This is a genomic window from Chryseobacterium metallicongregator, assembly GCF_031324065.1.
GTDB classification, from domain to species: Bacteria; Bacteroidota; Bacteroidia; order Flavobacteriales; family Weeksellaceae; genus Chryseobacterium; species Chryseobacterium metallicongregator.
Genome location: NZ_JAVIXS010000009.1, coordinates 220,126 through 233,325, shown reverse-complemented (window position 1 = coordinate 233,325; position 13,200 = coordinate 220,126). Strand labels below are relative to the sequence as shown.

The 13,200-nt window shown below is 36.3% G+C and carries 10 protein-coding genes and 2 tRNA genes; 2 read left to right on the top strand and 10 right to left on the bottom strand.

Going from position 1 to position 13,200, the window contains the following annotated elements:
* Positions 1-76: 76 nt before the first annotated feature.
* On the top strand, positions 77-250 hold the full coding sequence (locus REB14_RS13410) for a bacteriocin-like protein (protein ID WP_309522420.1): 174 nt from the start codon (positions 77-79) through the stop codon (positions 248-250).
* Between the two features lie 86 nt (positions 251-336).
* On the opposite strand, the gene REB14_RS13405 is transcribed toward REB14_RS13410, so the two are convergent.
* The 7 genes from REB14_RS13405 to REB14_RS13375 all read right to left on the bottom strand — a co-directional run bounded on the left by REB14_RS13405 (position 337) and on the right by REB14_RS13375 (position 9,810).
* A complete protein-coding gene (locus REB14_RS13405) occupies positions 337-2,868 on the bottom strand; it encodes a DUF5686 family protein (protein ID WP_309522419.1) in 2,532 nt (843 codons plus the stop codon).
* Positions 2,869-3,143: 275 nt separating this feature from the next.
* Positions 3,144-3,217, bottom strand: a tRNA-Asn gene (locus tag REB14_RS13400).
* A 135-nt stretch (positions 3,218-3,352) separates the two neighbouring features.
* On the bottom strand, positions 3,353-4,072 hold the full coding sequence (locus tag REB14_RS13395; protein WP_079243557.1) for an AAA family ATPase: 720 nt from the start codon (positions 4,070-4,072) through the stop codon (positions 3,353-3,355).
* 63 nt (positions 4,073-4,135) lie between these two features.
* Entirely contained in the window at positions 4,136-7,318 is a 3,183-nt protein-coding gene (locus tag REB14_RS13390) for a S41 family peptidase (RefSeq protein WP_309522418.1), read from the bottom strand.
* 292 nt (positions 7,319-7,610) lie between these two features.
* Positions 7,611-7,684 (bottom strand) — tRNA-Asn (locus tag REB14_RS13385).
* 80 nt (positions 7,685-7,764) lie between these two features.
* Complete coding sequence (rseP, locus tag REB14_RS13380; protein ID WP_309522417.1) at positions 7,765-9,255, bottom strand: RIP metalloprotease RseP; 1,491 nt, start codon at positions 9,253-9,255, stop codon at positions 7,765-7,767.
* Positions 9,256-9,369: 114 nt separating this feature from the next.
* Positions 9,370-9,810, bottom strand: coding sequence for a DUF6646 family protein (locus REB14_RS13375; protein WP_047428734.1), 441 nt, complete (start codon positions 9,808-9,810; stop codon positions 9,370-9,372).
* A gap of 220 nt (positions 9,811-10,030) precedes the next feature.
* Between REB14_RS13375 and REB14_RS13370 the strand changes: the two genes are divergently transcribed.
* Entirely contained in the window at positions 10,031-10,783 is a 753-nt protein-coding gene (locus tag REB14_RS13370; RefSeq protein WP_309522416.1) for a nitrilase-related carbon-nitrogen hydrolase, read from the top strand.
* A gap of 123 nt (positions 10,784-10,906) precedes the next feature.
* On the opposite strand, the gene REB14_RS13365 is transcribed toward REB14_RS13370, so the two are convergent.
* The 3 genes from REB14_RS13365 to REB14_RS13355 are packed head-to-tail and all read right to left on the bottom strand — an operon-like array spanning position 10,907 to position 13,011.
* Positions 10,907-11,206 (bottom strand): thioredoxin family protein, encoded by a 300-nt coding sequence (locus tag REB14_RS13365; RefSeq protein WP_034692844.1) that lies wholly within the window; start codon positions 11,204-11,206, stop codon positions 10,907-10,909.
* 13 nt (positions 11,207-11,219) lie between these two features.
* A complete protein-coding gene (locus REB14_RS13360; RefSeq protein ID WP_079243553.1) occupies positions 11,220-11,597 on the bottom strand; it encodes a rhodanese-like domain-containing protein in 378 nt (125 codons plus the stop codon).
* A 4-nt stretch (positions 11,598-11,601) separates the two neighbouring features.
* Positions 11,602-13,011: an MBL fold metallo-hydrolase gene (locus REB14_RS13355; RefSeq protein ID WP_079243552.1), complete on the bottom strand. Its 1,410-nt coding sequence runs from the start codon at positions 13,009-13,011 to the stop codon at positions 11,602-11,604.
* Positions 13,012-13,200 lie beyond the last annotated feature (189 nt).

The window sequence follows — 13,200 nt, the reverse complement described above, 5'->3', positions numbered from 1 at the left end:
TGTCCGTAAACCAATAAGGAATCATTGCGGAAGCCGAAAAGCAAAGAGAGTAGGCGACAAATAAAACTAAACAATCATGAAAAATTTGAAAAAATTAACGAAAAAGAGTCTTAAAGAAATCAATGGAGGAGCGGCTTTAGCTCTATGTCCACCAAAGCCAATAAGATCTTGTGACATCTGGTGTGGGATGACTCCAGAGCAAAAAATGCGTTGCCTTCTTGATGTAGAAGAGCCTTGCGAATGCTTTTAATCTTCATTTCAGATTTTTATAAAGCTGAAAATAAAAGTTCGGCGGCTTCAAAGAAGCCGCCGAACCTGTTTTATATTATGTTCCGTTTAAAATCCTACCTGGAATCCTGCTTTAACCCCGAATTTAGAAATATCAGGTCTGTCCAGATAATTTCCTCTCCAGTTGAAATCCACTCTGAAGATTCTAAGGTTTCCAATTCCTATATTTTCAATCCCGAATCCATATTCATAATAGATATGTTCGCTTGGTGCAGAATATTTAAAACCTTCTACATTAATTGCTTTGGAAGCATCACTTAATGTACCATAGGCTCCTCTGATAAATGCAACTTCTCTCAGTTTCAGTTTTTTAATCAAAGGAATGTAAGAAAGGATCTTACCGTTAAAATGATGTTCTAATTGAAGAGTCGTATACGCATCCGTCACAAACTCATAATAATTAAGCTGAGAGAAAGTATTCGGTACCAAACCATAGGAAAGGTTTGCCGGAATAATATTCTGTAATGCCAAAGGAACTGTATTGAAGTTCTTTCCAGCTTCGAAATTAACCACTAATTTTCCCATACTTCCAATTAAAAACGGCTTATAAAGCATGAATTGAAGTTTGTCATAATTGAAATCGGCATTAAATAATCCTTCAATTCCTCGTGTATATCTTAAAACAATAGTTGGAGCTAAGTTTCTGGCTTGGTAACGGTCAATACCAGTTTGTGAGAATTTTGCACCAGGTTTGGCAATTAAACTGATGGTAACGTGCGAGTCATTAACTGTTTGTCTCAACTGCCCGTCTTTATAATACATCAGATTGAATTTCTCAGGAATAGCAGACTTAATACTCTGCATCACTCCATCTACTCTTATCTGGAAGTTCTTCCATGGTTCAATAGCTGCAAAAACGCTTGTTTTGTTTACGGAACTTAAAGAAATGTTTTCTCCTCTTGCAAAAAAGGTACTGGTAGATGAAGATTGCGGCGTAACACCATCACCTGCTGTAAGCTGTCCCCCAAGCTGAACAATATCTCTGCTGGTGCCTGCTCCAATCATAAAGCGGTTAAGCTTATTGAACATATATCTTGCTTCCACTCCATATTTAAACTGTTGATCTTTGAACCCATACGCTGTATAAAACTGAGCTCTCCAGGTATCATTCAATCCGAAATAGGTTCTTGCTCCTAATCTTATCCTGTCCCCTTCTACTTCATTTCTTCCGTAAATTGAGAAAATAGGACCAATATCTATTCCTTTAAAGGCATTATAATACCTTGAACCAAGTGTTTCAAACAGTTTTACCATTCGGTTGAATTTAGGAGTCTGCTGAAGCTGATCAAGCATATTATAAACACCCTGCTCTGCTTTAGATAAAGTGTCAGGTCTGGCTTTAGTCCAATATGCATCGTCTTTATTGGTGAACTTGTCTTCGTATTCTTCTTCGGTACGTTTGAATACTTTAGGATCAAGAGGCTTGTTGAATTGATACTCGGAATAATCTACCGATCTTTTGGCGATGATACTTTTTGCGCCTTTCTTTTTTGAAAAAGGGCTCATTTCAAATTCCGTGATCAGTTTTTTAGGAAGAAATGTAGCGTCATCAGGGTTGTCGTATTCCACCTGAGTATACACGCTGTTGACAAAGTTGACATTGATTTTTTGTGTTGACTTCAATGTTGCTCCTAAAACAGCATAGGTATCTGTATCAATATAAAGATTTCCCTGGAATGCAAGGATATCTTTTCTCTTAGGCTGATACCTTATCTGGAAGGCTTTTTCCCCACGAATCGTAATGGTGTCCATAAGACTATAATCATAGGTGCTGAAGCCATCTGTTCCCACGGGACTCTGGAAGCCAATATCGAAATAATTTAAAGTATTGTCGTAGATATTAATATCACGATATAAGTTTTTAGCAGAAACCGTAATCACCTGATTGTCCTGAAAACCTGAGGTCTTTTGAGCAACTAATGTTCTTTTGCTGTCCTTATCAGGTCTGTTTTTACCAAAGTTCTCATAAACGGCTTCATTGATGAAAATAGGGAGGCCTAATCTTCCGCTTGCTGTAGAATCTGCATAGTCAAAAATAAAATCCAGTTTGTTGAAAATCTTTTTCTTCATGAACGCACTGTCAAGATTGTTCAGATCAAACTGTGTTTTTTCGTATTCTTTATACGAATAGGTATCGAACTTCTCAAGTCCGTTATTCCTTTTTTGAGCCCAGACTTTCTGCATAATCGCATAGGCCGGGTTTTCTTTCTTGTTCTTATATTTTGTTTTACCACTTTGAAGAACAATTTCCTGAATATCACTTACTTTAGCCTGCGAAAGCTGTACGAAAATATTGTCAGCATTTTCGGGAGTGATATCAAGGGTTTCTGTAGTATAATTTTTTCTGGAAAATTTTAACTGATGAATGATGTTATCAGACTGAATGATGAAACTGCCTGAAGTTGTCGTCAGGACAGGTGTTTTACTGTCGTTGATAAAGATATCAACTTTATTGAGTTCTTTACTGTTCTTTTCGTCAACTACCTTACCGCTCGCTTTGTTTTGAGCGCATACGGAACCGGTGAGAATCAGAAAGAAAAATAAAAGATAGTGTTTTTGGGAATTATTGTTTAACATCATTCGTTTCTTCAGGCAATTATCATAAACAAAAAGCATGCAGTTTATTTAAAAAATAGGTAAAAAAATAAAATATTTTTATTCTATCCTATAAAACGACAAAAGTAACGAAAATAATATATGTACAGGTTAAAAATTAATCGGAAAGCTTTAATGCTTAAAATATAATAATCAGGGAATTAAAAGAGAGCATAAGCCGCTATCTCTATAGCATATTCAGATGCTGTTTTAAGATTTATAAAATAAAAAAAGACTTACATTTCTGTAAGTCTTTTTTGCTCCTCCTGCTGGGCTCGAACCAGCGACCCTCTGATTAACAGTCAGATGCTCTAACCAACTGAGCTAAGGAGGAATTTCCTTTGTTTTAAGTGGTGCAAATATAATAGGAATATCCGTACCAAGCAAGTTTTATCCTTTATTCTTAATAGTTTTTAACTAAATGTATTGAAATTCAATAAGAAATATTTTCAGAAAATTTCAGGTAAAACTAGATGTCTTCAAATAAATGTTGAAAATAGCGTTCTGGTGATTCCAAAAAATTCTTTGTGAGCTGATAGTGCTCTGTTTCTTTATAGTGTGTTTTTTGAATTTTATTATCAAGCAGATAAATTTCTGCAGTCGGATAACTCATTAAGATCGGAGAATGGCTTGAAATTATAAACTGAGCCTTCCCTGTTTTTTCTAATTTGTGAATAATAGAGAGTAAGGAAAGTTGCCTTTGTGGTGATAAAGCGGCTTCCGGTTCATCAAGAAGATAAATTCCGTGTTGAAAATGGTTATGGAATAATGATAAAAATGCTTCACCATGGGACTGTTGGTGTAAAGATTTCCCTCCATAGGCTTCCAGAACTCTTTGGTCCTCTTCAGCAACTTCATCAATATAGGTCGCAAAGTTGAAAAAACTTTCAGCCCTCATGAAAAAACCTTGAGAAGTTTTATGATGCCAGGAAAGAGTAAGATATTCCGACAGCATCGATTCTGTTTTATGAAAGTTGTAATTATGATTGCGATTTCCTCCGGCAACATTGAAATTACACTTGTCTGCAATGGCTTCAAGCAGAGTGGATTTTCCAATTCCATTTTCGCCAACAAAAAAAGTAACATTGCTTTTTAGCCTTATATCTAGACCCTTGCGCAAAAAAGGCAGGGTGAAGGGGAAGTCTTGTGGACAATTATCTTTTAAATAAATTCTGGATAAATAAGGCATTTTGCTTGATAAAAATTATTACCCTTATCAAGCAAAATATGTGCAAAAAATAGGAACTAGTCTTTATTTCTTCAAATCCTTAAGTATTTCCTGAACAGCTCTTTCCAGTTGTGGATCATTGTTCTGAAGACGGTCCATAAAGGTGTTTTTGACATAAATGTCTGGTTTTACACCTGTTTTTTCAAGATTTTGTCCGTCTAATGTGTAAGTTCCCCATGAAGGAAGTCTATAAGAAGATCCGTCTACCAAGCCTTTTGCTGAAGTGAAAATAATCCATCGATAAGTATCCTGACCGATAATTTTACCCAGCTTTAGAGCTTTGAATCCGGCTGCTGTCATTTCAGCGTCACTTAATGAAGCTTCGTTGATCAGAAGAACAACAGGTTTTCCGGAAGGAGCGAAGTTCGGTTGTGTTGTTATTTTCCCTTCACGGTATTTCCATTGCAGATAAGGTCTCTGAGAAAGGAAATTCAATACTTTGTCATGAACATTTCCACCTGTGTTGTAGCGTAAATCGAGAATAACAGCGTCCTTTCTGTTCTCCTGTTCTACCATATCCAGAAGGAATCGGTCCAGCTCGTCAGTGGACATGTTTTTCATGCAAGAGTAGGCAATACGGTTGTTGCTAAGCTTGTCAACACGCTGATGATTGTTATAGATCCAATCATCGTAAAGCAATCCTTTTAATTCTCCATTAGAAATCGGATGTACTTTGGTTGTTACAATTTTACCATCACGATTAAAGGTAAGAACAAGTTCATCCTGTTTTTTAGGGCTTGTGAAATAGGTTTCGATATTTTCGTTTTGATCAATCTTCTTTCCGTTTACAGAAGTCAGTTGATCACCAGGTTTGATGTCAACTCCTGAACGGTAAGCGGGAGATTTTCTCACAATGCTTTCTACCGTGTAAGGCTGGTCTTTTTTGAAGATAATTCCGGTTTCGTTGGTGAAATAGTTCAGGAATACGGTTTCCTCTTTTCCAGTAGATGAAAATCCGGTATGTGAAGAATTAAGCTCGCCCAGAAGATCATTCAATAAAATTCGCAGATCATTTCTGTTATTTACATACGGAAGGTACTTTGCATACTGCTCCTTTTTGGCTTTCCAGTCGATACCATGGAATTTTTCATCGTAGAAGTTTTCTTCCACACCTGTCCATGCTTCAGCATACATCTGCGTAAATTCTGATGCCAGATCTTTATCAAAGCTATATTGGATATTGATTTTCTCAGGCTTTAATGCAGCTACAGTTGTTTTGTAGATATTACCTTCTATCAGAGCGAATAGGTTTTTCTCATTTTTGGTTAAATAATAAGCTGCTTTATCGAAAACTTTTTCAGATTTGGCGGGCTCAAAATCAGTGAACACCTTTTTATACAATTGTCTTTTTCCATTATCCTGATTAGAATTAAATAATAGAATCTCTTTTTTGTCATCAGCAAAAACGGTCGGATCATCCTGATATCCATATCGGTCGGTAACCAGCTCAATTCTGTCCAGAGTATCTTCAGGATTTACTTTCAGCTCTTTGATTACCGGTTCTTTTTCTTCTTTTTTCTCTTTGTTCTTGTCTTCCCCTTTTTTGTCCTTCTTATCTTTATCCTTTTCTTTATCCGAAGATTTTGTTTCCTTCTTTTCTTCAGTGAAAAGATTGTCGAATTTTTCAGATTTAAAAGGTTCATCAAACCAATCCAGGGCCATGCGGTAAATGTTAGATTTCTGCATGCCTAGAGGGTAAGACGGATTGGTTCTGTCACTCGTGAAATAAATATACTTGCCGTTTGGAGACCATACAGGATCTTCTTCTGAAACTCCAGTGTTGGTAAGGTTTAAAGTCTGTGCTTTTTTAATATTGTAGATGAAGATATCGAGTTCGAAGTTTCTTTTTGCAGAGAATAATACATATTCGTCATTAGGAGAAAAGGAAGGTCTTGAGTTTTGGAAAGCCCATATTTCATCCTTCACAATGGTTGTAGATTTTAAGTTTTTTAAATCCAACAATCTTACTTCATCTCTCCCGCTTAAGTAAACGGCTTTTGAAAGGTCGCTGTTCAGGGTGATGCTGCGGTTATTGCGTAAATCTTCCGTTAATTGTTTTGGCTGACCTTTTCCGTCTGCCTGAATTGTAAACCAGTTTTGATATCCGTTATAAGTCTGATTGTAAAGTAAAGTACGGTTGTCTTTCAGCCATTTTACTTCCATAGCACGTTCTTTACCGTCAGAAACTTGTTGGGCAAACTTTCCTTCAATATCAGAAACGAATATGATACCACGGCTTATGAACGCCATTTTTTTACCGTCCGGAGATACATCATAATAGGAAATATTATTTTCCACATTGAAATTCTGAGCTTTTTCCAGGGTTTTATTAGTATTCAGGCTGATGTTGAGTGGAGTTGTTTTTTTTGAGGTTACATCATAAGTATAAAGCTGATAATCTTTTTCAAAAATAACTTTGGATCCGTCGGCTGAAACAAAAGGTTTTTTAATAGAAGTATCGAATTGGGTTAAAGCAGTTTTTTTACCATTTTCGATTTTATAAAGATTGTATTCGCCATTATTTTCATCAGAAATGAAATAGATAATGCCGTTTTTATCTACACTTGGATTGAAGTCTTTTCCTTCATAATTGGTGTACTGTTTGAAAGAATTGCTTTTTGGATTGTATCCAAGAATATCAGGGTTATTTTCTCCCTTATAACGCTTTCTCTGTACCTGGTGGGCGCTTTCAGATGAGCTTGTGAAAAGATATTCTCCTGCAGGAGTTTCCACAAGTCCATTGGTATAGTTAAAGTAATTATTGAAAAGTTTTTCTGGAGTTTTTCCTTCAATAGTCGTTTTAAAACTTCCGAAATTATTATTTCTGGTGGAAGTAAAATAAATCGTTTTACTGTCCCATGCCCAGCTTTCCATTTCGTCTCTTCCGGTATGGAAAGTCAGCTGCTTGATGGTTCCGCCTCCCGCGGGCATTACATAAACATCATAATTTCCGTATTGGTTAGAACTGAATGCAAGCCATTTTCCATCCGGAGAAAGGCGGGGATTGATTTCTTCCCCATCCAGTGCGGTAATTCTTGAAGCATTTCCTCCATTGGAATCTGCTTTCCAGATATCACCGTCATAAGAGAAGTAAGCTGTTTTTCCATCAGGACTCAATGACGGGCTTGATAAAAAACAAGACTTTTCCTGCGCCGAAATCCCTATAATAGAAAATGCTGTGAATAACGAAATAATAGTTTTCTTCATGGTACAATTGGGTATTTATTCAATACTATATATTGGTTTTTATTATTCTTTGCCGTTTTAGAGCGTATTTGTGAGGATTTTCTTAATACCGATTACCCTAAAAAGAATAGTCGGATGATTGGGGAAATCGTTACATGAAAAATACTTGAAAGGGCAGATGATATTCAATACAATAGGTCAATATTTCATAAAAACTTAAGATAAGTTGCAAATATCTGTCTTTTTATGGTTATTACAGTGCCTGTTCAGATGAAAGCACAAAAAAAGACTTACATTTCTGTAAGTCTTTTTGCTCCTCCTGCTGGGCTCGAACCAGCGACCCTCTGATTAACAGTCAGATGCTCTAACCAACTGAGCTAAGGAGGAATGTCCTTTGTTTTAAGTGGTGCAAATATAGGACGAATATTTATACCCTACAAATATTTTTAAGAAAAATTTTAAAAAAATTATAATTTACCCATAAATACTTTGAAGATGTCGCTTCCAAAGATCAGTAACATCAATCCTAACAGGAAGATAACTCCAATCATCTGTGCGTTTTCCAAAACTTTCTGCGGAACAGGTTTCCCTACAATAATTTCATATAAAGTAAATAAAACGTGTCCACCATCAAGTCCCGGAATAGGAATAAGGTTCAGGAATGCCAACCATACAGAGAACATTGCTGTAAAGCTCCAGAAAGCAACCCAGTTGATCTTAACGCTTCCATCCGCATCTTTATCCACAGGCATATTCTTTACAATAGCAATAGGACCTCCAACGTTCTTATAACCCTGAACTTTAGAGTTGAACATAATTTTAAACTGCTTAACCTGAGTAGTTAATGCTTCAATAGTTCTTGTAAATCCTCTTGGAATAGCTTCTCCGAAAGAATATTTTTTATTCGTTACAATATCTTTTGCAATACTTTTTGTATCAATTGCAATCCCCAGTTTTCCGTTTTTATCTACAGAAACTGCCGGTAATGTCTGTAAAGCTCCATTTCTTTCAACGTCTACAGAAATTGTTTTTCCTTTATTTTCACTTAAAAGAGCACTTACTTCATCAAAGAATGCTGCTTTCTTACCGTTGATTCCTACAATTTTATCACCTTTCGCAAGACCAGATGCCTGAGAAGAAGGAGTTGCTAATGAATCAACAACCATAGAAACTCTTGGAGTGATATATAGTCTGGCTTCTTTCTGTTTAAGAACATCTGCTACACCATCTGCATTCACTGGGAAAGTAACTTCCTGCCCGTTTCTGTTTACGGTAACATGATCTCCTAATAGAATATTGATTGAAGTATTTTCAAGTCTTTCCGCAGGTTTTCCGTCTACGCTGATGATTTTGTCACCATTATGGAATCCCATTTTCTTTCCTGCTGAAGTAGCTTCAATACCGTTGTTGAATTTTGTGATATCCGTATAGGTTTCTCCGTTAAAGAAAGAAAGACAGCTGTAGATTAACCATGCAAGGAAAAAGTTAACTGTAACTCCTCCCAACATAATGATCAGTCTCTGCCAGGCCGGTTTTGATCTGAATTCCCATGGCTCTGCCGGTTTTTTCATTTGGGCAGTATCCATACTTTCGTCCACCATTCCTGCAATCTTCACATACCCTCCGAAAGGAAGCCATCCGATACCATATTTGGTTTGCTCAGGGTGTTTTCTCCAGTCGTTGTCCGGAAGTTTTGATATATCGATAGGAACTTCTTCCTTCTTTCCGTTCACTTCTATTACTTCAGAATCCGGTAAGTTTTTTGATAAAAATTTATACTGCCATTTTCCGTTGATTTTCTTCATGGAGAATATGGAGAAATAAGGATCAAAAAACAGGAAAAACTTCTCTGCTCTGGTTTTGAACCATATTGCCGGTAAAAAATGCCCAAGCTCATGAAGAAGCACAAGTATAGAGATGCTCAGAATGAACTGAAAAAGTTTAATTGCTATTTCCATTAATAATTTTTAGATTTTAATTTGCAAAGGTAACAATTATCAAAACTATGCCAAATAAAAAAGCTCCCCGAAACAAGAAGCTTTGTCATATTTAAAGACGATTTGATGATAAGATTATAAATTGAAAGAAACGCCAAGGCTGCCATTATTACCAACCTCTGCAAAGACTCCGATTTTCTCTGTGAAGAAATAACGGGCTCCAATGTGAGCTCCCACTCCAAAGTCTCTCCCTAGAACTCCAAGGTCTACTCCAGGATAGATGTCCCATTTGGAAGGAAGATTTAACGCTTCCTGCAAGTGAAAGTTCAGTCTTCCGAAAACAAAAACACGATTATCCTTATCGTTGTTTTTATAATTGTCGAAGTAGCCATTGATTCCGGCTCCTACTGAAATAAGTTTGTTGAGTCCATAGTCGTAAGTTCCCGTGATCCCGGTTCCATATCCCCACGCGCTCAGTCCCAGTTGTATTTTCTGATCTCCCTTTCCTGTCCAGGCCTGAGCATTAGCCATAGCGCCAAAAAAGAAGATCGCCACCATAAAAAACAATTTCTTCATAAATTTTTAATTTTAAGGGTAATAATAAAAAATATCTCTATCAAAAATGAAACCGAAAGAATGGCAGTAGTATAAAAATGATTGACTTTAATAAATTATTAAGAAATAGTACCCTGTTTTTGTTTGAAAAACCATCTTTTCAACCATTTAATTCTCCTTTTGTAAAGATAAAAGCTGTATTTTTATACTTCACATTTGAATAATTTAAAAAGAATAAAAGATGAAAGTTGTAGGGCTTAATTTAGATATCATCTGGAAAAATAAGACTGATAATTTTAAACTTATAGAAAACGAACTGCAAAATGTAGAGGCAGATCTGTTTCTTCTTCCTGAAATGTTTTCAACAGGCTTCTGTATGGATGCTTCAGAAGTTTCGGACAGAAATAATGAGTCACTGGAGTTTTTGAAAAAGATCTCGAAAGAGAAAAATGCAGCATTCTGCGGAAGTGCTCCGGTAGAACAGGACGGAAGTTTTTACAACAGGATGTTCTTTGTAAAGCCTTATGGTGAAATCTTTTTTTATGATAAAAGACACCTGTTCTCTTTTTCCGGAGAAGATAAAGTGTACACGCCAGGAAAAGAAAGAGTAATTGTTGAATATAAAGGAATACGTTTCCTGCTTCAGGTATGTTATGATCTGCGGTTTCCTGTATTTGCAAGGAATAATGATGATTATGATGCTATTTTATATGTTGCCAACTGGCCCGAGAAAAGGGTAGGAGCATGGGAACATTTGTTAAAAGCCAGAGCTATTGAAAACTTATCTTTTGTATTTGGTTTAAACAGAATCGGGACCGATGGAAATGATCTGTTTTATCAGGAAAGCTCTCACTGCTTCTTTGGGGATGGAAAAGAAATTTCTCATAAACAGGGAAATCTTGTATCTGCAGAACTATATATGGAAGAATTGAACGATTTTAGAAAGCATTTCCAGTTTTTGAATGATAGAGATTCTTTTTCTATTGAATTTTAGGATTTTACCACAGGTTTCGCAGATCTTCACAGATTTTTAATTTCTATATAAAGAAAAATAAGTATAATTATCTGTGGAAATCTGTGGGAATTATAAAAAGCAAAAACTGTGAAAAATCACAGTTTAAGCATATTCTTGTAAAAGTTGTGTGAGGGTATTCACATCATGAACACCACTTTCCTTCCATAGCATTTCTCCTTTTTTGAAAATGGCCAGTGTAGGGACTCCACGCACGCCATACTGAGCTGCCAGTGCAGGATATTGATCTACATCTACCTTTATAATTCTGGCTCCTTCGCCAATATTTTCCTTTACTGTATTTAATACCGAAGACTGTACTTTACAAGGCTGACACCATGTTGCAAAAAAATCGATAAGTACTGGTCTTTCTGAATCTATTATTTCTTGAAATTTTTGTGACATAATTTTGGTTTTATTAGTTTGCTTCTTTGATTGTTTCATCCTGGATCGCTTTTACATTCTTCCAGGTTGTACCATCATAAGCTTCAACTCCATTTTTCTTCAAAATTTCCATTGCCTGATCTGCCTGGATTCCTTTATTGCAAAACACAACAACTTTCTTACCTTTTAGAGTTTCTATATTGTTTTGAATATCTGCTAATGGAATATTGATAGCATTTTTTGCCGTTCCTGCAGTATATTGCTCTGGAATTCGGACATCTACCAATAGTACATCAGAACTGTTGACTACTTCTTTGATGTTGGCTGTAGGACCTGTAGCTGTAGGCTTTGTTTTACAGGCACTTAATGTAAATGCTAACGCTAAGAATAATCCAAAAAACTGAATTTTCATGATCTTATAGGGTCTTAGATTGACATACAAAATCTGTAGTTGGAAGTTTTTCCGTTTTTTTGATTCCGTTAAATCCTCCTTCTATTTCAGTAAAGTTTCTGATTCCGTGTGAGTTAAGAATGCTTGCTGCAATCATACTTCTATATCCGCCGGCACAGTGAAGGAAGAAGTGTTCAGAGTCATCAATGGTACGTGCCCAGTCGCTGATGGTATCTAATGGTTTGTTGTAAGCGTTGTCAATGTGTTCTGCAGAGTATTCAGTCAGTTTTCTTACATCAATTACAGTAGCGTCTGCTGTAAACTGCTCTGCAAATTCAGATGGAGTAATTCTTTTAACTTCGTCAATTTCCTTACCAGCATTTTTCCATGCTTCAAAACTTCCTTTCAGGTAACCAATCACATTATCAAAGCCTACTCGGCTCAGTCTTGTGATCACTTCCTCTTCAGTCCCTTCATCAGTAACTAATAATAAAGGATGCTTTACATCTACAATAAGGGTTCCTACCCATGGGGCAAAATCTCCTTTCAGTCCTATATTGATAGAGTTTGGAACAAATCCTTTATGGAAGTCCGCAGCTCCTCTTGTATCTAAAATTAAAGCTCCTGTTTCCTCTGCCAGCACTTCGAAATCTTCAGGTGCAACAGGCTGCAATCCTTTGTTCATTACAACGTCAAGACTTTCATAGCCGCCTTTATTTAAAGCTACATTCATTCCGAAATATTTCGGGGGAGCTGTTAAACCATCAAGAACTTCTCTGATGAAAGACTCTTTATCCGGTTGATTAAGTGCATAATTTGTCTTCTTTTGATTTCCTAAAATGTCTACTGTTTCCTTCTGCATATTCTTCCCACAGGCAGATCCTGCTCCATGAGCTGGATAAACTGTGATACTGTCATCCAACGGCATAATTTTGTTCTGAAGACTGTCGTAAAGAATTCCTGCAAGGTCTTCCTGAGTAAGGTTAGTCGCCTTCTGGGCAAGATCTGGTCTTCCCACATCTCCTAAAAACAGGGTGTCGCCTGTGAAAATTGCAGTTTCAACACCATTTTCATCGATTAAAAGGTAAGTACTGCTTTCCATCGTATGTCCAGGAGTGTGCATAACCTTTATTTTCACTTTCCCGATCTCAAAAATCTGATTGTCTTCAGCAATGATGGCATCAAATTCAGGAGCAGCAGTAGGTCCGTATACAATAGGGGCACCTGTTTTTTTGCTTAAATCCAAATGTCCTGATACAAAATCTGCATGGAAGTGAGTTTCAAAAATATATTTTAAAGTGACATTGTCTTTTTCCAGACGATCCAGATAAGGTTTTACTTCTCTTAGAGGATCAATAATGACAGCTTCATTCTCTGATACAATATAATAGGCACCCTGAGCCAGACAGCCCGTATATATTTGTTCAATTTTCATTGGGGTCTTTTTTTAATGAGTTAAAGATACGAAGTATTAGATAAATTCTAAATGAAATGTTAAATCCCATTGATAGTTTCTTTCAATACTTTGTTAAACGTGTGTTTAGTATGTGTTCTTTTTTTAGCAAAAAGAATGCCTTACATAATGTCAATTAGTGAATACTGTTTTATATCATGTTCTTCCCAT